This window comes from Methylosinus trichosporium OB3b (assembly GCF_002752655.1).
Classification (GTDB): Bacteria; Pseudomonadota; Alphaproteobacteria; order Rhizobiales; family Beijerinckiaceae; genus Methylosinus; species Methylosinus trichosporium.
Genome location: NZ_CP023737.1, coordinates 2028198 through 2050135, shown reverse-complemented (window position 1 = coordinate 2050135; position 21938 = coordinate 2028198). Strand labels below are relative to the sequence as shown.

The window sequence follows — 21938 nt, the reverse complement described above, 5'->3', positions numbered from 1 at the left end:
ATCTCGCTGCGCCGTCGATCCGGATCGTCGGCGGATCCGGCCCCGTCACGTCCTTTTTTTCCTCATCCTCTTCCGCCATCCCGAGCCTTTCCGCCGACGGCCAGGATTTGCTTCAGGCCGGAGTCGGCAATCTGGGAACGAGCGCCGCGCGGGCGGCGATCGCCACGGCGCAGAATGCGAGCGGCGAGATCGTCATCCCGAGCTCCTTCTTCGACGGCAATGAATTCGGCTCCTATGTGCTGACCAGCACCGTCGGCGATATAACTGTGGCGTCGGGCGCGAATGTCGTGCTTCGCCAGTCCAACCTGTCGTCCTCGGCTTTTGGCGCGCAGACGACCGCGCCCTCCGGCGCGCGGCCGCGCGATTTCGCGCCGCTCGGCCTCGCGCCCGACGGGCTGCGCAAGCCTGTCAGCCTGACGCTGTTCGACGCCGGCGGATTGACGCCGTCCGGGGAGCTCAGCGCACGGCCCGACAGCTCTCAATTAGGCGGCCTCGTCGTAGAGGCGGGCGCATCGATTTCCACGGACTCGGGGGCGTCGGGACCTGCGAGCATCAGCCTCGTCGCCGCCAACGGGCCGGTGACGGTCCTCGGCTCGCTGACCGCGCGGTCGGGCGCCATTAATCTCGTCAATGTCGGCAACGGAAGCTTTTCGCCGCTGTCCGCCGGGATTCAAGTGCCCCTGCAGGTGGAGACGGGAGTGTGGGTGGGCGCGGGCGCGACGCTCGATGTCAGCAGCCTGTTCGTCCCCGATCCCCGAGTCACGGGCTACGCCACGGGCAGCCTGCTCGACGCCGGCGTCATCACGCTCGTAGGTGGGACCAACACCACGGAACGGCAGAGCGCTGGAGCCGTGGTCGTCGCGGAGGGCGCGACGCTGCTGCTCGAGGGCGCGGTCGCGAATATTCAGACGCCCGGGCGGACGATCCCAGGCGCGGGGCCAATTCTGCTCGACCGGACGATCTGGAGCAATGGCGGCGCGCTCGATATCGGCGGCGCAAATCTCTATTTCGCCGGCACGGTAAAAGCGGAAGGCGGGGCGCGGCTCGCCGCTGGCGGCAGCCTGACGATCGGCGGCGCGCCCGCGCCCGCCTTGCCGGGCTCCATTAGTCTTTCAAATCTGCTCGACGGCTCCGGCCTGCTCAAAGGGCCGCAATTGATCGTGATCGGGCCGGACAGCAGGATTGGCGCGGCCCTGTCCGGGACGGCCCCCGAGACGTTCTTCGCGCAGCCGGGGCTTCCGACCGGCGGCTATGTCGGCGCGGGCATGCTGAGCGCGAGCGGCTTCGACTCGGTCTCGATTTTCACGAACAACGGCGCGATCGCCTTCTCGGGCAATATCGTCGTTCGGGTTCCCGGCGCTCTGACGTTGTCGGCGAACTACCCGAGTTACTATGCTTACGCCCCTTTCGTACTGCTCCCAGAGGTCGAAGGACTCTTGCCCGATGGCCTCGATTTATCTTGCCCGTTCAGCTGTTCGGCGCTGCCCGACGCCTCCGGCGCCACGGCATTGCTCGAGGCTGGTTATGTGCGCCTGGTCGGCAACATACAGGGCGGGGCGCCTGCGCGGCCCATATTATCGCCTTCCGGCGGCACGCTCGACATTCGCGCGCAATGGATCGATCTCCAGGGTACGATCAGCTTCGACAATATGCAGAGCGTCAATCTCGAAAGCGCCGGCGCGATCCGGTTGCTGCCGCAATTTTACGGCGGAGCCTATCCGGACAACTGGACCGATCCGCACTTCACCGGGGCCCTGATCGCGCCAGGCGATCTGACCCTGAAGGCCGCCGAGATCTTTCCGGCGAGCGAGACGCAGTTTCTCCTCGCGGCCGGCGTCGCTCCGGACGCGATCGACGCCGGTTTCGACACGCTCACGATCCTGCCAAATGGCGCGCCCACCGCGCCCCTCTCGGTCGGCGGCGCTATTGCGCTCGAGGCTCCGATCATCCGGCAGAACGGCGTCTTGTGGGCGCCGCTCGGCAATATCGTGCTCGGCTATGACGGCGACGCGAGCAAACTGCCGTCGACGCTCGCGCAGACCTTCGGCTCGCTTCTCGTTCCGGCCCAAAGCGTCACCCTCGGCGCCGGCAGCCTCACTTCGGTGTCGGCCGCGGGGCTCGACCTCCCCTATGGCTACACGGTCAACGGCGCCGACTGGTTCTTCGGTCCGCCGAGCAACGGCCAGACGACCAGGATCAGCGCCGATTGCGCCGCGGCGGGCGTCTATTGCCCACCCGCCAAATCGATCAGCCTGCTCGGCGCCGATGTCTCCGCATCGGCCGGCGCCACGATCGACGGCAGCGGCGGCGGCGACATCTATGCGACGGAATTCATCGCGGGCAATGGCGGCTCGCGGAATGTTCTGGCGACCTACGAGCCCATCCTCGACAATCCCGGACATTATGCGTCGCAATATCCCGACGGTCGCCAAGTTTACGCGTTGGTGCCGTCCTATCTCGCCAGCGTCGCGGCGTTCGATCCGACCTTCGCCGCCTACCCCTATTATTCGGGTGTCGCCGCCAATCCGGGAAGCAATCTGGCCGATGTCGTCCCGACTAGTCAGCTGAGTTCGGTGAAGGATCTGGTGACTACCGCCACGGCGCCCGGCACGGCCATTCGCATCGGCGCCGGCGGCGGCGTTCCGGCGGGAACTTATGTGCTCATGCCTGGCATGTACGCCACGCTGCCGGGCGCCTATCGCGTTGTGCAGGTCGCGGGCGACGTCAATCCGGCGATCCCGATCGCCGCGGGAACGGCGGACGGCTCACGTTATGTCAGCGGCTCCTACGTCAACCTCATCACCGGCGCCACGGACTCGCGCACCTCCCTCTTTCAGATTCAGCCGAAATCCACCTGGTCGCAATATACCGACATCGTCGTCACGCCCGGCGCGCGCTTCTTCGCCGAACAGGCGGCGACCGCGAATGTTTCCATCCCGCCGCTGCCGGTGGACGGCGGCGTGCTGGTGTTCAGCGCGACGAATACGCTGTCGTTCCGCAGCGACAATCGTTTCGATGCGGGCGTGAGCGATCTTTCGCCGGAAGTGACGGGCGCCTCCGGGCAGGCGCAAATCAGCGCCAAGAACATCTACATCACCGATGGAAGCGGCGTCGCGCCGACGGACGCGCTCGTGCTGGACGCCGAACAGATCAGCAATCTCGGCATCGGCAGCGTGCTGATCGGCGGAACGGCGACCTCGACGACGACCGGAATCAAGATCGACGCCGTCGCCTCGAAGCTGGAGATTCACACGCCGGATCGCGCGCTGAATGCGCCGGATCTCGTTCTGGTCGTGGGCTCCGATGCGGAGACGGGCGCGCCCGGCGCGCTGACCGTGGATGCGGGCAGCGTGGTCAGCGGCTACGGCGCCGCGCCGACCGGCGCGCAGCGCGGATATCGTCTCGACGGGGCCGGCGCGCTGCTGCGCGTCTCCGCCGGCGCGGCGACCGGGATCGCTTTTTCGGCTTCGTCCAATCAGCCGGCGTCGCTATTCATCGGCGCCGGCGCGACGATCGAAGGCTCCAATTCGCTGTCGCTCGCGACCAGAGGCTCCGTGACCGTCGACCCGAGCGCCGCCCTCCGCGCGCGAAACTACGATCTCGTTTCCGACCTCATCAATATTGGCGGCGGCGAGAGCGGCCTCGTTCTTTCGGCGTCGACGCTGGCGAATTTCGCTGGCGCCGAGACGGTCGAGCTGCATAGCGGCTCGGTGATAAATTTCTTCGACGCCGGCGGCGTCACGCTCGGCGATCTGACGAGGCCGATCGGGCTGCTGACGCTCGATGCGTCGGGCCTGTCCGACCAGGGCGGCAGCACGACGATCGACGCGGCCAATGTCGCGCTGGTCAATCTGGAGGGAAGCGGGAATTTCTCGGGCGCGCTATCCGGCGCGAATGGCCGGCTCGCTATCAATGCGTCAGAGCGGGTCGTCGTCGGCGATGCGACAGCGGGCGCGAGCGGTTTCCGGCTCGTCGATTTCGGCGCGGTCGCTGTTCAGGCGGGTAGCGCGATCGAGTTCCGCGGCGTCGCCGGCTCCGCGCCGGGCCTCGACGCGGACGCAGCCGATGTCACGCTCACTGCGCCGGTCGTGCGAGCGGCCAGCGGCGCGACCCAGACGCTGAAAACGGCCGGGACGCTCACGCTGCTGAGCAATGGCGCGCCTCCCGCCGCCGACCCCTCGGACGTCGGCGGCGCGTTGACCCTCACCGCGAGGAGCATCTTCGACAATGGGGCGCTGCAGGCGCTGTCGGGCAAGCTGAAGCTCGATGCGACCTCTGGCGATCTCGTGCTCGCAGGCGGCGCCCGTTTTTTGGCGAGCGGATCGGCCGTCCAAATTCTCCATCAAACCGAATACGCGCCCGGCGGCTCGGTGACGCTCCTCGCCGAAAACGGCAATGTTCAGATCGACGGAGGCGCCGAGATCGACGTCTCGGCGGTCGGACCGGGCTATGCCGGAGCGCTCGATATTTCGGCCTCCCGGACCGCGACCCTCAACGGCGTTTTCAAGGGCGGCGCAAAGTATAGCGACGCCGGCGGCCGCTTCTCGCTCGCCGCCGACGCGCTCACTGCCGGCGGGCTCGCCAATCTGCTGGGCGCCGGCTTCACGCGCAGCTTCGCGGTCTCGCTCGAGCATGGCGACATCGTCATCGGCGCGGGCTCCACATTGACCTCGCAACTGGTGACGCTCACCGCCAATCATGGCGGCGTCGTCGTGGATGGCGTGATCGACGCCAATGGTCCGAGCGGCGGGCTGATCTCGCTGTTCGGCGCGTCCCGCGTGCAAATCGGCGCGGCCGCGCAGCTGCTCGCCGCCTCGCGGCTGGTCACAGATCCCGATGATCCCGGCTTCGCCAATGGCGCGGCGCAGCTCGTGCAGACCGGCGGCGTGATCACTCTGGGCACGACAGGGACGCCGAGCGGCTCCTTCAACGCCGACGGCTCCCAAAAGATCACGCAGTCCGGCGCGATCACGGTCGCCGCCGGCGCTGTGCTCGACGTCAGCGGCGGGTCGGGCGTCACCGATCTGACCGGCCCGGATGGGAGGCCGCTCGTCGCCAGCAACGCCGATGGACAGGTGATCCTGCGCGCGCCGCTGCTCACCGACGGAACATTGGCCTCCGGACATGTGAATGTGCAGTTCGCGGGGACGGTGCGGACCAGGGAGGCTGCGCCGTCCGGCCCCAATAGCGGCGTGACGCTGCATGCCTATGAGACCTGGAGCGCCGCCGACAGGCGCAATTTCGATGGGATCGTCGATCCGGCGGGCTGGTATGATTCCCATGGCGCGCTGGTCGACGGGGTGTTCAAGGACGCCGCCGGGGCCACTGTCGCGACGCTGACGGCAGGCGTGCTGACGGGCGGGCTGACGCATTTCGACGGCACGCCCTACACACTCTCGGACTATCTCAAATACGCCTATTTCGCGCCGACCGCGCCCAATCTCGCGCATGTGCGCTTCTATCAGCAGACGCTGGTCGATTTCGTCCAGAACTTCCCCACCGCGAATTTCTCGTCCCTCGGCGGCCTGCCGAATTTTTCGGCGCGGCCCGAGATCGTGCTGGCCAACCCCAATGGCGACATCACCGTCGCGAGCAATTGGAACCTCGGGGCCGATGGGCGGCAGGACCCTGCCGATCCGTCGCATTTCGTCTCCTGCAACGGCTTCTGCTACCGCACCGCGGCGGGCGAGCCCGGCGTGCTGACGCTGCGCGCCGGCGGCAATGTGAATGTTCACGCGACGATCGGCGACGGCTTTTATGAAACGCAGGACGTCTTCGGCGGAACCGGCTTCAACGGTCTGCTCGTCGCCAATCTGATCGCCAATAATCCCCAGCTGGCAGGCGGAATCGACGCGTCGGGCAATCCGATTTTCGAATATAACACCACTTCGGCCGCGAGCCTGATGCAGGTCGCCTCCGGCAACAAGGGCTCCTTCACGTTCAACATCGCGGCGGGCGCGGCGGAATCGGTCGATCCCGGCGCGGTCGCGGCGGGCGCGAGCGGCAGCTTCATCCTCGACGGCTTCACGAGCTATAGGAATCAGGACAGCAACTCGGCCGGCGCCCGCAATCCCTGGCCCTACTTCTTTATTCCCAATCCGACCAACAACGGTCAGCCGATTCCGATCTTCGTCCCCACCTTGCTGCGCACGGGCGCGGGTTCGATCGCCATCGCCGCCGCTGGCGATGTGATCTTGAAAGAGGAAGACACCTATCCGGTTTCGCTCCCGATCGACCCCTATGGCGATGTCGCCACGGTCAGCGTGCCCATCGCGGGGTCGATCTACACGGCCGGCGCCCTCGTCGTGACGCTGCCGGCGAATTTTGCCGCGCCGACTCTCCCGCAGATCGACCAGAGCCAGGTGAACGGTCTGGCGAGCACGCCGGCCTGGTCCGAGGGGGGCGGCAGCGTGACGGTCGGCGCTGGAGGGTCGATCATCGGCGTGTCGCCGGCCGGAGTTCTGCCGGGCACTGTCGATCAAGCCACGTTTTCGCCTTACACCTACGCCGGCCAAGCCTGGAACCAGTGGTATTATCATCAAGGTCTGTCGAACGGCTCCGCGACGCCGTTCTCCGGATCCGGCACTGACTGCGGCGCGAGCGCCTCCTGCCAGACGGCCGCCTGGGTCAATATCGCGACCTTCTATGGCGTCGGTGCGCTCGGCGGCGGCGATGTGCGGCTCACCGCCGGCGAGGACATTCGCGATCTCTCCGTCTCGCTGCCCGAGACGCTGGTCGTCGGCGGCGGCGGCGCGGCCGGAACGCCGATAGCGGGCGCCGCAACCATCACTTTTTTCGGCGGCGGCAATCTCACCGCGCGGGCCGGCGGCGACATCGACAGCGGCGCCTTTCTCGTCGGCCGCGGAGCCGGACTCATCGAGGCGGGCGGATCGATCCAGGCGACGCCTTTGGCGCCGGGAGCGACGAATCCCTTCAATAGGATCAGTCTCACCAGCACGTTCGGGGGAAATGTGGCGCTGCTGCTCGCGGTTCAGGACGGCTTCGTCCAGGCCCTGGCGCGCGGCTCGGCGACGCTCGCCGCGATCTACGATCCCGCCTCGCTGCCCTTGACCTATGATGGCGGGACCGTCCTCAATCCTTCCGCTCCGAGGTTTCCCAGTACGATAGCAGGGGCAACCTCGTTTGCTGAACTTCCCGGAAACATTGGTAGCGCAGGTGTGCCGACCCTTCTCGGCAACATATTCACGACCTATGGCGCAGAGAGCGGCGTGTCACTGCGTAGCACGTCGGGCGATGTAACGGCTCTGGGGAATGGCGATTCGGGTATCGAAAACTATGTCCCGGGAACGATCACTAACCCGGGTATTGCTCAAATCGGCGGAATTCTGCTCCCGGCTACGCTCGATCTCGCCGCGCTGCGGGGCGACATCACGATTTCGCCGGGCGACGTATTCTTTTACAATACAACTCGGACCGCTTCCCGCGCGAATATTGTTCCCTATCCTTACCCATCTCCTCGCGGCGACGGAACGATCACTCTCGCCGCCGGGCAGTCGATTATCATAGACCGCACAATACAAGACTATAATGCGCTGACGATGCCGGACCTCGCCACGGATTCAAATCAATATGTCCGGTTCGGCTTCAACATCAATGGCGTGACCGGGCCTGATCCGGCGAACTACATCAGCCCGATGGGCGTTCCGCTCGCCGCGCTCACGCGGCCGCTGCATCTTCTGGGCGACGGCCAGAGCGAGTCGCCCGCCGTCGTCGCGGCCGGCGAGGACATCACCGGCTATTTCAGCCTCATCAAGCCAGCATGGATCGAGGCCGGCCATGACGTCGACATCGGCTTCATCGGCCAGAACAACAGCGCGACGGACATCACCAGCATCGCCGCCGGCAACGACCTCGGCGGGCAGTTGGCGCTCGGCGCGGCGCTCGACAGCTATATCTACCTCTACGGCCCGGGCGCGCTGCTGCTTCAGGCGGGACGCGACATCGGGCCGTTTCAGACCAGCGCGACCGCGAACAACACCACGGCCGGCGTCGCCACGCTTGGCGACGGCAGCTCCGTCGGCGGCGCCGTCAAGCCACCTTCGCTCAATGCAAACTTCGGGCTCTCGGTCGTCCCTTATCTGCCGCGCCAGAGCGCCAGCATAGATGTGCTGTTCGGCGTCGGTCCGAGCCTCGTCCATCCCGATCCGCTCGGATGGCGGACGGCCATCGACCAATATGTCGATCCCGCCCATGCCGGGACCGGCGGCGTCGATCTTCTCGCCCCGATCGCCGCCGCTCTCGGCGTCTCCCGCGAGGAGGCGTGGACCGCCTTCCGGACCGCGTCGTTCCAGCGCCAGCAATTGCTCCTCGATCGCGCCTTTCTCGTCTTCCTCGGCGAGGTCGCGGCCGATTACCATAATCCCGCAAGTCCGTATTTCGGTCAGTATGGTCGCGCCTATGCGGCGATCTCGACCCTGTTCCCGGCGGCTTACGGCTATACCGACAACGCCGCTGGCGGGTCTCTCGGCGCCTCGACGCTCGTGCAGACGGGCCGGCTCGCCCTCGCACAATCCGTGCTGGAGACGCAGCTCGGCGGCGACATCCAAATTATCGGACCGGGCGGCGGCGCTATTCTCGGCACCAGCGCGGCGGATGCGCTCACTCCGGCCCAGCAGGGCGTGCTGACGCTCTCCGGCGGGTCCATCCGCGCCTTCACCGACTCCAGCATCCTGCTCAATCAGAGTCGCGTCTTCACGCTGCAGGGCGGCGACATCACGTTGTTCTCGGCCAATGGCGACATCAGCGCCGGCTCGGGCCCGAAGACCTATGTCTCGAACCCGCCGATCACCGACCTCTGCGACATCGACGGCGTCTGCAGCCTCAATCCTTCCGGTCTCATTTCCGGCGCGGGCATCGGCGCGCTGGTCACTTTGCCCGGCCAGGATCCGACGCTGAGCAATGTGACGCTCGTCGCGCCGCATGGCACAGTGGACGCCGGCTCGGCCGGAATCCGGGTGAGCGGCAATCTCACCATTGTCGCGGCCCGGATCGCCAACGCCTATAATGTGCAGGCTGGCGGCGCCGTCGCCGGCCTGCCGACGCAGAGCGCGCCGTCCTCCGGCGCGCTGTCGGCCACCAACAGCGCCACGGCGGCGCAGCGGCAAACCGTGCTGCCCACGCAGGCCGGGCAAAATGACCAGCCCTCGATCATCCTCGTCGAGGTTCTGGGCTATGGCGGCGGCTCCGGGGAGGACGCCGGGGGCGCAGACGCGGGGAGCGAAAGCCAGGATGCGCGCAAGCGCCGCGGCGGCGCCGGCGCGAATTGACGGCGGCGCGTGGCGCGTCATGGGCGAGCGTCTCGAACGAAACGCGCCGGTGAAAGCGGCGATTGATAGCGAAAGACGAACTCGGCGAGACAGGTCGCGATGTGCTTGCCGCGCAGCCCGTGACGTTGCCCAGAACCCGGCGCTTCCTCGATGCAATGGCGCGGTGGATCCGCGCCCGAAATCTTGCCGACGACGCGCAATCATGCCGATAGTCGTCCTTTGCCGCAGCTATTCATGCGCGAGCGGCGTGTCGGCGGCGATGCGTATCCATTCGCTCATCGCCGCCGTGATCAAGGGCGCGCTGTCGCCGTCGACACCGATCGATACGGGGCGACGTCATCGCCCGGCCGTGTCGGTCCCCGCAAGAACCGGCTGTTAGCGGACAAGACCCAGTCGCGTGATGTGGGACAGAGCGGGCGACGGCTGCAAGGCGGACGAGACCGAAGTCGCGCCGAGGAGCGTCTTGATCTGCAGGGAGGCCGCATCCAAGAACACGTCGGCGCTGCCGATGCTTTCGCCGGTCGATGTGTTCGTAATGATTAGATTCAGCTCGCCTGTCTTGGTGTCATTCGTTCCAACTGTGTAGTTGAGCGGTCCCGTAATCGTGGCGGGAAGAGCAACTCCAAAATCGGTGATGCTTTCATTCAGGTTGATGTTGTAAGTGCGGCCGCCGGCATTGAGCGTCATGTCCGACTCGTGAGCTTGCTGGCTCAGTTGACCATCATTATAGCCGAGTATCTCTCCGAATTGATTGCCCGTATAGAGAAGGGCGCGACCATTGATCACGACGAGCGTCGCGATCGACGGAGACGCCGTGCCGGCGGCGGCGCCGCCGATGGCGGAGAATTGCGGCGGACCCATGGTGACGGCGCCGCGGGCCGTATCGAAGACATATTTCACGGTGAAGGGAAGGCCCGCCAGATTGACGCCCGGCGCGCCGAACACGCCGGTCGTGTCGACGCCGCTCGTGACCTTGCCGGAGTAGGTGACCGAAACGATCGCGGCTTGCGCGACACCCGACATCGCGATGAGCATCGCGCTCATGGCGGAAGCCAAAAACGTCTTTTTCATGATTTACCCCAATATGTTGAGAGGTGAACGCGCACGCCGGATGGCATGTGCAAGCAATAAATAGCGCATTTATGCAAAACAATTTTTACAAACAGCCACGATCAAGCTACGTATGATGCATCACTGAGATAATATTGATGCTTATCGAGGCTCATCAGAAATTTAAAAGCTTCATATTTCACATATAACTGCATGTTAAAGAATATTTAATCACGAAAAGCAGCACAATGTGCGACCATTCTGTCATAAATACGTGATCAGGAAGTCAAGCAATCCCGGCAAGAAAGCTCCGCAATCTTTGGTGCGGTTCGCGGCGGGGATTGCATTTTTTAGCGCAAATTCAACGCACTCGACACGGAGTGGCTCCAATGAAACTTTCTCACTCGCTCGCCGGGTCGGCTTCGACGCTGGCTCTGGCGGCGGTGGCGACGGTCGCCTCCGCCTCCCTGCAGCCGGCGCTCGCCAACAGCGGCAACATCTTCGGCGGCGGCAGCTCGCTGTTCTCACAGGCGGGCCGCGCGCTCTATGACTGCTACAAGGGCGGAACGATCGCCGGCACCACCTGCAACGCCGCCGGCGCCGGGCAGACCAATGTCACCGGAGAATATGCTTCGATCGGCAGCGGCAGCGGCACGCGCGCCTTCGTCACCAACGACACTCATGAGCTGCTGACCGGGTCGGACCCGTTCACACTTCCTGCGGCGCTTCCGGCGACGCCTCCGGCCTATCTGGTTTCGCCGATCGTCTCCTATCCTTATACGGATACGGATCACGGCTACCATTTGGACTTCGGCTTCAGCGACGCCCCGCTGGCGACGCCGGTGGGCTCGCTCACCGTCTCGGGGCACACGCCCGGCGGCACGTGGACCCCTAACACCAACTGGCAGACGTTCAGCGGAACTCTGACGACTCCGACGATACTCAGCATCACCTATAGCTCGACCAATTTCGGCGCGCCGGTCCAGGTTCCGTCCGCCGCGGTCGCGGTCGATCTCGGCGTCAACATTCCGTTCCCGAACAGCGGCGTCTGGCAAGTGAAGACCCAGACCAGCACCACCGAGCCGCTCACCGGCAAGGTCATCCAGACCCCGATCCATCTGAACCCGGCGCAGGTCTGCGCGATTTTTGCCGGCAAGGTGACGGATTGGAACAGCACGACGTCGATCGCCTATCTGACCAGCGCCGGCACGACGGCCACGCTGGCCTTCTCCGGCTTCAACACGCCTGGCGCGGTCGCGTACGCCACCGCGAGCACGCCGATCAAGCTCGTCTATCGTTTGGACAAGAGCGGCACGACCTTCATCCTGACCAACTTCCTGAGGTCGTACTGCCCGGTCCTCGGCGCAGGCTACGCGTGGATGAACACGGCCTCTCTGCCGACCACCGACTTCAATGGCGTGTTCAAGCCGCTCGTCGTCGCCAATGGCGGCAATACGACGAACTGGATCAGCGCGTCGCTGACGGAAAACGTCGCCCGGACGATCACCACGACCGCCGGCGCCATCGGCTACATCAGCAACGACTTCACCAAGCCTTATTTCCCCGCCGCCGGCTCCGACCCGGGCGGTCCGAACGCGGCGGCCATCGCGAATGAGGCGCGGCGCACCGCGGGCATCTACACGCCGAGCACGTCGACGCCGTTCACCGCGCCGACGATCGCCTCCACGCAGGCTGCGTGGGTCCCGATGCCGGCGCCGACGACTGCGGGATACGCCGATTACGACGTGTATTCGAAGAAGCGCGCCTATGCGCCCTTCACCGGCGGCTCGCTGCCGGCCACGGTCGGCTATCTCGCGGTCCCGCCGGCGACGGCGACGACCGCCTACCCGATCACCGGCACGACGTTCCTGTTCACCTATAGCTGCCTCGCTTCCGCCAATCGCGAAACCGTGCTGACCGACTATCTGAGCTGGCTCTACAACGGCAGCCTCAGCGGAGCGGCCGGCACGCCGACGACCATCAACAGAAACAGCACGCTCACCGATCCGAACGTCAAGACGGTGCTCGCGCTGAACGGCTTCGCTCCGCTGCCGATCAGCTGGGCCAATCCGATCCTGAGCAACTTCGTCAACTCGGGAGCGTCGACCTCCATCAAGAGCCTGCCCGGCGCCACGCAGGGCTGCACCGGCGTGACCGGCGGCGCCTGATCGATCTCGAAGCGCGGCTCCCAACGCGCTCCGAAGTCGATGCGAGAATGGACGAGGGCCGCACGCGGCCTTCGTCACTATTGGTCTCCGTTCGGGTTCGTCGCGAGCTTTGTCGGAGGCCATCAACTTACGACAAAGCCCTCGCCGAGCGGCAATTCCCGGCCGCGCTTCGACGAAGACCCTCGAGCTCGTCTGGACGCCCGGCTCACATTCAAGATCCTGCAAAGACGACCCTGTTCCGACCGCTCGCCTTCGCCCGGTAGAGCGCGGCGTCTGCCGCTCGCGTCGTCTCCCGATAGTCCGGGGCGCGCCCTTCGACCAGCGCGACGCCTATGCTCACCGTCGCCTGCCCCTCCGCCAGAACCGACGCCGCGTCGATGAAGGCGAGCCGAATCCGTTCCGCGACCGCCAATGCGACGTTGCGATCCGCCGGACAAAGGAGAGCGGCGAATTCTTCGCCGCCGATCCGCGCCAACATGTCGTTGGCGCGAATGTTGCGCGTCGCCGCTTCGCCGAAAACGGTCAGAATCTGGTCGCCGACCGCATGGCCAAACCGATCGTTGATGTCCTTGAAATTATCGAGGTCGAAGACGAGCACCGCGCTCTTCTGCTTCACGGAGGCCGACTTCGTCGCGCGCTCGATGGCCCGATCGAAGGCGCGTCGATTGGCGACGCCCGTCAACGGATCGCTCATCGCAGCAATCTCGCGGCGGTTCGCCAGACGCTCCTTCGAGAGGGCGACCAAGGTGACCCCGAGGATCGATATGTAGCACGCGAGCTCCAGCGAGCGGAATTTCAAAAACGCGCTGTCGACGAAGTCGGTGGCGTCGAGTTCGAGAAATGACGCGGAAACCGAAACGACCAAATCGACCCCGGCCTGGAGCGCCGTCGCTAACGCCGCGGCGCGCGCCAGGACCAGACGTCCGTTCTGGCCGCGACTGTAGGACAACAGCTCATAAGCCGTCCTGATCTCGTAAATCGCGGCGATCGCGGCGACCGCCGCGATCCGCAAGTGAATGTCCTGCGTCCACAGTCCCGACAGCCAGACGAATCCCCCGAGCGGCGCCGAACGAGGTCGCAGAGGACGATCGGCGAAAATCGCGGCTCCCGTCCAGAGAAAGCCGTAGGACCACAGCAAGAAGGCGTTGCCGAGGACGATCGAGAGCGATTCGATCTGATTGCGAAAAGCAAAGCAGAGAGCCGAGCATCCCGCCGTCAGGAAACTCGCGGCCCACCAGCACAGTTCATTCGCCTCTTCGTCGCTACGCCAGATCACATAGATGAAGGCGCTCAGCAGCAGGAGGATGAATGCGCTGAACAAAAACAGCGTCGGCGCCAAAGCGATCAAGGCGACTCCAGATCGTTCGAATTCGCCGCTCCGGTAGAGGCTCGCGCCGTTTTGCTCAGAAAGCGGCGCGCGCCATCTCCACCGTCGTCGTGAGCTCGGCTCCTGCCGAGACAGCAAACGGCGTAACCAGCATGGGGTCTCGCTGCGCCTGCCAACTCCTGCGTGACTCACGCTCTACGAGAGGCTCGAGTCGATGCGGCCGGCCGCCTCCGGCGGGGCTGCCGACGGAAGCGCCGACCACGGATAAATCCAACCACTTTCGTCTGCTTTAACAAAGTCACGGCCGAGGTCGGAACAGGCCCTTATAGTTAGCATCGAATTGATAGAGCGCCTTTGGCGACGGTCGCTCTGCAGGCGAGGGATGAGACTGGCCGATCTCATGGAGTCTTTGTCGAAACGCCCCTCGTGAGATTATTGTCGGCGTTGATGTCGGGCGTGGCGCTACCGATGTCGTTCACAGTGGCTGGCCGCGTCAAATTATCCGTTTGGAACATAGCGATCGGGGGAATCTGCTCGTCGGTGGGGAGTTGCTTTCGGCTCCAGCCGCCGCCGAGCGCGCGGACCAGACCGACGGTGGAGCCGAGCAGACGAGTCTTGATGATCGCGGAATCGATGCGCGCGGTAAGAGTCGCGACTTGCGCATAAATGAGGTCGAGGCTGGTGACGAGGCCGCCCTTGTAGAGCTCCATCGTGAGATTCTGCGTCTTCTCGGTCGCCGCCACCGCCGCGTCCTGCTTCCTCGACGCCGTGTCGAGTCGGTTCGTCAGGCTGAGTCCGTTCTCGACCTCGCGAAAGGCGTTCAGCACGACCGAACGGTATTTGTCCTCTGTTTCGCGATAGGCCGCCCATGATTGCTGCAATTGCGCGCGGCGAAGGCCGCCCTCGAAGAGCGGCATCGAAACCGTCGAACCATAGGTCCAATAGCTGTGAGCGAGCTTGAACAAATTGAGGCTGTTGTTTTCGAAACCGCCGTCCAGTCGGAAGACGACATTGGGGAAAAAGGCTGCGCGTGCGATCCCGATCTCGCGATTAGCCCGCGCCATTTCGCGCTCCGCGCCGGCCACGTCCGGTCGTCGCTCGAGCAAATTCGCTGGAACGCCCCGGGGAAGCTTCAGCGGGTGAAGCCGCAAGAGTGAGGTCCGCGCAATGAAGAGACTCGCAGGGACGGTATTCGTCAATATAGCGAGCGCGTGCTCCGTCACCTCGCGATCGGCTTCGATTTGTTGGGCTTTCGCCTCCGTGCTATACAGGAGCGATTGGGCGCGCGCCACGTCGAGCTCGGAAGCGAGCTTTCCTTTGAAGCGATCATTCACGACCTCGAGGGATTTCTTATAATAAGCGATCGATTGCCTGTAGATCGCGCTCTGAGCGTCATAGCCGCGGAGGACGAAATAGTCGCTCGCGATTTCCGCCTGCAGGCTCAGCCGCGCCAAAAAATAATCCGCCGCGAGCCCTTGCGCGTGAGCGACGGTCGCGCGTGTCGCGTTGCGGATCGCAGACCAGAAATCCGGCTCCCAGGACGCTAGGCCGCCAGGAGAATAGCTTCTGTCATATGTCGGATCGAGCGGCCCACGAAACAAGGCCGCGTCCGATTGCTTATCGTCGGACGCGCCGAATGCGACGCCGAGATGAGGTATCCGACGCGATTGAGTCTTGATGACGATGTCGCGCGCTTGTGTAAAGCGTTCCGCGGCGGCTTGCAGATCAGGGTTGGCGGCCATCGCCTTGCTCTCGAGATCATCGAGGGTCGAATCCCGGAACAGCTTCCACCACTCCATTCGAACTTCGCCATCCGATGGAGTCGCCACTGTGAAGGGGCTCGTGCCCCGCCAGGATTCGGGAACCACGAACTGCGGAGGCTGATACTCCGGCGCCAAATCCACGGCCGGAAGCGCGTCGCAGCCCGAGAGGCCGAGCGCCGCGAGCAGCAGCGCTGCGCGCGACCAGGGCGTTCGTGAAGGTAGCAGCATTGATGAGTCTCGCTCGAGCTGGTCTATACGTTACAGAGCGGAATTTTGATCGCCATTGTTCGCTGAAGCGCTCGGCGTCGCCAGATCGTATCCCGGAGCCGGCTGAACGACGCGCACTTCGTCTCCTTCGAGCAATGCGGCGCTGGGATTGTTCACTATGCGATCATCCTTGGTCAGCCCGTCGATCACTTCGATTGCGGCATCCATGATCTTTCCGACGCCGATCGACTTGAAATGGATGCGATTGTCGTCGGAGACGACAGCGACCTGAGCGCCGTCTTCTTGGAAGACCAGGGCGCTGGAGGGGATGACCAGAATGTTCGGATCGAGAGGGACCTTCACATGAACAGTCGCATAGGAGCCAGGCCATAAGGCGCGGTCCTCGTTGTCGATGGTGAATTCCGTGACCGCGGTGCGCGTGTTCGGATCGAAGCCGTTCGCGACCGTCAGAAAATTCGCTGTGAAGCGTCTTCTTCCGAACTGAGGAACCGTCACCTCCGCAGTCAAGCCCGTCTTCAGAACATGTCCGAACGCCTCCGGCACCGAGATGAAGAGACGCATCTTGTGTATGTCCGCCACCGAGAACAGACTGGTGACCGTGCTCCGATCGCTGATGTTTCCTTCCTTGTTGACATAGTCGCCGACGTTGATGTTGCGCGCCACCACCACGCCGTCATACGGCGCGATGATCGTCTTGAACGCTTCCTTCGCCTCGAAATTCTTGACGTTCTGCTCGGCTGCGGCGACTTGCGCCCCTTCCGATTTCATATTGGCGACTTCGACGGAAATCGACTGCTCCGACACCGCATGCGAGCTGCGCAGCGATGTGTATCGATTGGCGGTCACGACAGCGAGGTTGAATTTCGCCTTTTGTGCTTCGAGAGCGGCCTTTGCCTGCTCAAATTGCGCATCCAGCGTCGGCGTGTTGATCTCGGCGAGAACGTCGCCCTTCGCGACCTGCGCGCCGTAATCCTTGTGCCATGCCTTAACATAACCGGACACCTGGGCGTATATCGGAGCCTGAAACCAAGCTTCGATATTGCCCGGCAAGGTCAGCGTCTCGAACGGCGGGCCAGACTGCGCCTTGAGCACGGCGACGGTCGGAACCGCATTCGCGAGCGTCTCCTCGCGCAGCGCCTCCGCTATGCGATAGCGTTGAACGAGCTCATATCCGACGTAAAGCAAGGTGACGACGCCGATCGTCGCCGTAATCGGTCTCTTGCGCAGTGCATCCCGCATTAGGCTTTATCCTTCTGTCTGCGGCCGTAGACGATCGCGTAGATGCAGGGCACGAAGAACAGAGTCGCGACGGTCGCAACCGTCAGACCGCCCATGACTGCGCGTCCGAGAGGCGCGTTCTGAGAGTTGCTGATCGCCATCGGCGCCATTCCGATAATCATCGCGGACGCCGTCATGATCACCGGGCGGATGCGGGCGTAGCCTGCCTCCGCCGCAGCCAGCAGGGCGTCTCCGTGGATTTCCAAGCGTTCGCGAGCGTAAGACACGACGAGAATCGAGTTCGCAGTCGCGGTTCCCATCGACATGATCGCGCCTGTGAGAGCAGGCACCGAAATATTGGTGTGGGTGATGAAGAGCGACCATGCGATTCCGGCGAGCGCCCCGGGCAGCGCCGTGATGATGATGAAGGGATCGAGCCAGGATTGGAAGTTCACGACGATCAACAGATAGATGAGCACCACCGAGGCGGCGAGCCCTCCGATCAGCTCGATGTAAGCGGAGCGCATCGTCTCTGCTTGGCCGTGCACTTCGAGTGATGCGCTGCGCGGCAGCTCGTGTTCGAGGCTCTTGGCGACCCTTTCTACATCTTCGAGCACGCCTCCGAGATCCCGGCCCTCGGTCGAGACGTAGATATCGAAGAGCGGCATGATGTTGGCGTGCGTGACCTCGCCAGGCGTTCCGACCAAGGATAATTTGGAGACGTTGCCGAGCAGCTGCGTCTCATTTCCTCCTGGATCCAGCTCACCTTTATTCACCGGGATGGTCAGGAGATCCTGAACCCGGGTGAGCTGCGGCTGCGGCGTGTAGATGTTGACCTGATAGGAAAGCCCGGTCTTTTGATCGAGCCAGTACTCCTGATCGACCTGCTGACTCCCGGTCGTATTGAGCAACAGATTGTCTGCGATGTCCTTTTCAGTCAGCTTGATGTTGAGGCCGAGACTGCGGTTTCCCTCCACGAGCAAGGTCGGCGTGCGCATTGTCTGTTGGATGACCACGTCGGTCGCGCCACTCACTTTTCGCAGCTCATGAGCGAGCTTCAGAGCGAAAGCGTAGTTTTCCTGCATGTCCATTCCGTTGATCTGAACATCGATCGGCGACGGCGATCCGAAATTCAGAATCTTCGCGGTCAGGTCCGCCGGCTGGAACGTGAACTCGGTCCCGGGATAACGAAGAGCCAGCTCCTTGCGCAGAATGCGTCGGTAGTCCCATACCGGCGACGTTTCGTTCTTCAGTGTGATGGTAAGGTCGCAATCCTGAGTGCCGATCGTCGGCGTCGGTATGAACGCCAGATTATGCGGTCCGAGCGGCAGGCCGCAATTGCTGAGCACACCCTCGACCCGACCAGGCAAGATTCGCGCGATGTCGTTCGACACAAGAGAGGCGATGCGCCCAGCGGCTTCCATGCGTGTCCCTAAAGGCGCGCGCATATGCATTTGCAACGTCCCGGACTTTATTTCCGGAAAGAAGTCGCGGCCATCCAGGAAAAGGAGTCCGAGCGAAGCGACCGCGCAGGCGAGAAACGTCGCGACAAAGGCGCCGCGTCGTTCGATGGCGCGCTTCAACAGTTCATTGTATCGGTCACGCAGCGCGTCGAAGCCCTTTTCGAAACGGCCTTGGAAGCGGCCGAACCAGCCGGTCGCCCGATGCGTGGCGTGTCCATGCGCGGGTCCCGCTCCCTGCTCCGACACACGCATCGCGAAATGCGAAACTCCGCCCTCGCCCGCCATCGCCTCTTCCTCGGCCTGTCGATTGGCCATCGCGTAGAGCTCATCAGGAGTTGGATATTTGCGCGCCCCCAGGATGGCTTTCGCGTCCTCTGCACTCTTTGCGCCGGCCGTCTGATGCTCATGAGGAGCGTTCGGGTCGACGAGGAGATATTTCGCCATCGTTGGCACGAGCGTGCGCGACAGAATGAAAGAAGCGGCCATCGCGAACGCGACAGCCTCCGCCATAGGGGTGAACAGCCAGCCCGAAACGCCTGACAGTTCGAACAGCGGAAACCAGACGATGACGATGCAGAGGGTCGAGACGAATGTCGGAATGACAATCTGATTCGCTGCGTCGATAATCGCGACCTCGAGCGGCTTGCCCATCTCGAGATGCGTGTCGATGTTTTCGATCATCACTGTCGCATCGTCGACCAGAATGCCGACTGCGAGCGCGAGGCCGCCGAGAGTCATGACGTTGATGGTCTGATCGAGGAATCGCAGACAGATGATCGCGGTGAGGATCGATAGAGGAATCGAGGTCGCGATAATCAATGTGGCGCGCCAAGAACCTAGAAACAACAAAACGACGACGCCGGTCAATGCAGAGGCGACGACCATCTCATGTACGACGTCGTTGATCGAGTCCCTCACGAAGACGGATGCGTCGTTGAGCAGCGTTACCTTTACGTCGGCCGGCACGACCCTTTCGATGCGCGGAATCATTTTTTTGATTCCGTCGACGACCGCGAGCGTGGAGGCTTCGCCGCTTTTCATGACAACGACCGTGACAGCCTGTTTTCCGTCGACGAGCACCGCATTGGTCTGCGGCGGGCCGGCAAGACTCACATCCGCGACGTCCTTCATGAAGATCGTCGCGTTCCCGACGCGTTTGATGGGGATGTTGTTGAAATCCTGGATCTGCAAAGGAGAGGCGTTGGTCTGCACCATAAAGTCGGTCGCCTTGATCTTCATGTCGCCGGCCGGAAGCACGAGGCTCTGATGAGAGAAGGCGTTGTGCACGTCGGAGGCGCTGAGATGGCGCGCGAGCATTTTCTGCTTGTCGAGCGAGACGAGAAGTTGCTTGGGCTTGCCGCCGTAGGGATGTGGCAGGATCGCGCCCGGAATGGTCACGAGAAGGGGCCGGATTCGGCTGTATGCGAGATTATAGAGGTCGGCGGGCGTCATCGATTCGGACGTCACCTGCAGAACGGCGACCGGTACGGAGGATGCCTCGAGACGCATCACCATCGGCGGCGAAATGTCGGGGGGTAGAGCCTTGGTGACTGTTTGCGATATCGAGGCGACATCGGCTTCTGCCGCGGCGAGATCGACGCCGGGTTGCAAGAAAATTTTGGTGATGCTGCTGCCGAAATAAGAATGACTTTCGATATGCTCGATTCCCTCGACCGTCGAGGTCAGCGCTCGCTCGTAGAAGAAGGTGATTCGTCCTGACACGTCAGCCGGCAAAAGTCCTGCGTAGGACCACACGACGGCGATCACCGGGATTTTTATGTTCGGGAAGACGTCGGTTGGCGCCTTCGATATGGCTTGGACGCCGAAGAGCAGGATAAGGATCGAAAGCACGATAAAGGTGTAGGGTCGTCGGAGAGCGGTAACGACGATCGCGTTCATATGCGAACCTCGTGAGATCGTACAGCGATTGCAGAGTCGCCAAACGCTGCGACGGTGGAGCGAGTTGGCGACGGCGGCTCGTCGGAGGCAATGTGTTCGCTGTTCGAACACGGCCGGGACGGCGTGTCGGGCGCTTCGTACACGTTCCGTGAAGGCACTCGAGGCGCGTTCCTTATGTCTGGCGGCGAGGGCTTGTCACCTCGAGCCGCGCTCATTTAGATCGTGATACGACATGAATATATCGTATGGCGACATTAAGGCGGATGGGGTGCTGACCCTCACACCCCTCGCCAGCAATCGCGCTGGTCACGGGACGACCGTCGAGATGTCATGGCAGCAAAAAGCAGATGTTTGTTGCCGAAAGCCGCGTCGTCCAAAATCGCCAATTCGCGGCGCACGGCATGAGCGGCGTGAAGACGGGTCGCCAACAATCTCGTGCAAGGACAAGACGCGCGCTTATGCTCCCGATAGAGCGCTGTCTATCCGGTGCACGACCATCCGCAGGACGAGGAGATCTCCGGCGACCTTTCGATCGGCGACGACGAATTGAAGCCCGGCGATTTCCGTGCGTCACCGGCGGACAGCCGCCACTCCGCTTCCACGACTCCCGCCGGCTGCCACTGCATCGTCGTCATGGCGATGTGACGATGGAACGCCGACTCGAATGATAACTCGCACGGATCGAAGGCGCGCGTTCGGCGAGCTCGAGGGGGCGTCTGGCGAGGACCCGTAGCGATGGGAACCGTCGCCCGCTACGACTGGCGGGTGAACGTGAGCAAATCCTGGATGAGCGCTCTCGCGCCTATCTTGAAGCCCGTCTTCGCATGGAACCATGGGGTGGTCATGCGCCGGGGAGAAACCGGCCTCGTCTGGATGATTGCCGGCGATAACCGCAAATGAGCGCAGCGCGACCGCCGCGGCGGCGTCTACTCCTTCGCTCCACATCGCTGCGGCGGTTCGGAGTCCGCTCGCGACGCGTTCTAAAGAACTGAGCTCGGGTATTTGTTGGTTGCAACGGTATGCGTCGGACGGCGCGCTTGTCGATCGATGACGACACAATGCCAAGTTGTATACAATTCGTTCGATCCTCGAAAGGCTTTTTACGTAGTCTTAATCGCCGGCCCGCTAACTTGATGCTAGGTATTGGAGCACGAAAGCGATGAATGGCCGTCCTATGATCGTCGCCTGCAGCGGAAAGCAGATGATCGCAGAAGCGCCGGAAATTCGTGAGGCTCTCCGGAACGCCTTTCGACAAAGCCTCGATATCGTAATCGACTGCTCTCTCGCCACCGAGGTCGACCTGACCTTCATCCAGCTGCTGATCGCGAGCCGTCGCACGGCGCATGCGATCGGCGCCGCGTTGCAAATTGTGGCGCAGCCCGATTCGACGATCGCCGAGGCGCTACGACGCGCCGGATTCGTCCCCGCCGACGTCCTCGCGGACAGCGCGTCCAGCCCCTTCTAGAGTGCTGGATTTCGACGGCGTCGCGTCGATGGCGGCGCGGCGCAGACACACGGGTGCGACATGACGGCGC

10 protein-coding genes are annotated in these 21938 nt (G+C 63.4%); 5 read left to right on the top strand and 5 right to left on the bottom strand.

The annotated features are described in order from the left end of the window. The first annotated feature begins 107 nt into the window (after positions 1-107). Complete coding sequence (locus CQW49_RS09840; RefSeq protein ID WP_099831773.1) at positions 108-9287, top strand: filamentous haemagglutinin family protein; 9180 nt, start codon at positions 108-110, stop codon at positions 9285-9287. Positions 9288-9662: 375 nt separating this feature from the next. Here CQW49_RS09840 and CQW49_RS09830 read toward each other — a convergent pair whose 3' ends face one another. Then, on the bottom strand, positions 9663-10358 hold the full coding sequence (locus CQW49_RS09830; protein ID WP_003610596.1) for a hypothetical protein: 696 nt from the start codon (positions 10356-10358) through the stop codon (positions 9663-9665). A 368-nt stretch (positions 10359-10726) separates the two neighbouring features. Here CQW49_RS09830 and CQW49_RS09825 point away from each other — a divergent pair, with 368 nt between their 5' ends. Further along, on the top strand, positions 10727-12505 hold the full coding sequence (locus CQW49_RS09825) for a substrate-binding domain-containing protein (RefSeq protein ID WP_003610595.1): 1779 nt from the start codon (positions 10727-10729) through the stop codon (positions 12503-12505). A 211-nt stretch (positions 12506-12716) separates the two neighbouring features. Here the strand turns inward: CQW49_RS09825 and CQW49_RS09820 are convergent, their stop codons facing one another. From CQW49_RS09820 to CQW49_RS09805, 4 genes are all read right to left on the bottom strand, one after another. Further along, entirely contained in the window at positions 12717-14024 is a 1308-nt protein-coding gene (locus CQW49_RS09820) for a GGDEF domain-containing protein (RefSeq protein ID WP_244593406.1), read from the bottom strand. A 206-nt stretch (positions 14025-14230) separates the two neighbouring features. Next, positions 14231-15823 carry an efflux transporter outer membrane subunit gene (locus tag CQW49_RS09815; protein WP_003610593.1) on the bottom strand — a complete coding sequence of 531 codons (1593 nt, stop codon included), beginning with the start codon at positions 15821-15823 and terminating at the stop codon, positions 14231-14233. 30 nt (positions 15824-15853) lie between these two features. Then, positions 15854-16915, bottom strand: a complete 1062-nt coding sequence (locus CQW49_RS09810) for an efflux RND transporter periplasmic adaptor subunit (protein WP_244441319.1) — start codon at positions 16913-16915, stop codon at positions 15854-15856. Between the two features lie 146 nt (positions 16916-17061). After that, the gene (locus CQW49_RS09805; protein ID WP_003610588.1) at positions 17062-20403 is read right to left on the bottom strand and encodes an efflux RND transporter permease subunit; all 3342 of its coding nucleotides are present in this window, start codon (positions 20401-20403) and stop codon (positions 17062-17064) included. A gap of 486 nt (positions 20404-20889) precedes the next feature. Between CQW49_RS09805 and CQW49_RS24545 the strand changes: the two genes are divergently transcribed. The 3 genes from CQW49_RS24545 (at position 20890) to CQW49_RS09800 (ending at position 21868) form a co-directional block, all read left to right on the top strand. Continuing rightward, the gene (locus CQW49_RS24545) at positions 20890-21048 is read left to right on the top strand and encodes a cupin domain-containing protein (RefSeq protein ID WP_155931280.1); all 159 of its coding nucleotides are present in this window, start codon (positions 20890-20892) and stop codon (positions 21046-21048) included. Between the two features lie 90 nt (positions 21049-21138). After that, entirely contained in the window at positions 21139-21303 is a 165-nt protein-coding gene (locus CQW49_RS24540) for an SRPBCC family protein (RefSeq protein ID WP_003610587.1), read from the top strand. A gap of 259 nt (positions 21304-21562) precedes the next feature. After that, complete coding sequence (locus tag CQW49_RS09800) at positions 21563-21868, top strand: STAS domain-containing protein (protein WP_003610586.1); 306 nt, start codon at positions 21563-21565, stop codon at positions 21866-21868. The last annotated feature ends 70 nt before the right edge of the window (positions 21869-21938 follow it).

What these genes read in the sequence shown, in the direction of transcription:
- CQW49_RS09830 (WP_003610596.1), bottom strand. Translation starts at nt 10,358, where the DNA reads ATGAAAAAGACGTTTTTGGCTTCCGCCATGAGCGCGATGCTCATCGCG.
- CQW49_RS09825 (WP_003610595.1), top strand. Translation starts at nt 10,727, where the DNA reads ATGAAACTTTCTCACTCGCTCGCCGGGTCGGCTTCGACGCTGGCTCTG.
- CQW49_RS09815 (WP_003610593.1), bottom strand. Translation starts at nt 15,823, where the DNA reads ATGCTGCTACCTTCACGAACGCCCTGGTCGCGCGCAGCGCTGCTGCTC.
- CQW49_RS09805 (WP_003610588.1), bottom strand. Translation starts at nt 20,403, where the DNA reads ATGAACGCGATCGTCGTTACCGCTCTCCGACGACCCTACACCTTTATC.
- CQW49_RS24540 (WP_003610587.1), top strand. Translation starts at nt 21,139, where the DNA reads ATGGGAACCGTCGCCCGCTACGACTGGCGGGTGAACGTGAGCAAATCC.
- CQW49_RS09800 (WP_003610586.1), top strand. Translation starts at nt 21,563, where the DNA reads ATGAATGGCCGTCCTATGATCGTCGCCTGCAGCGGAAAGCAGATGATC.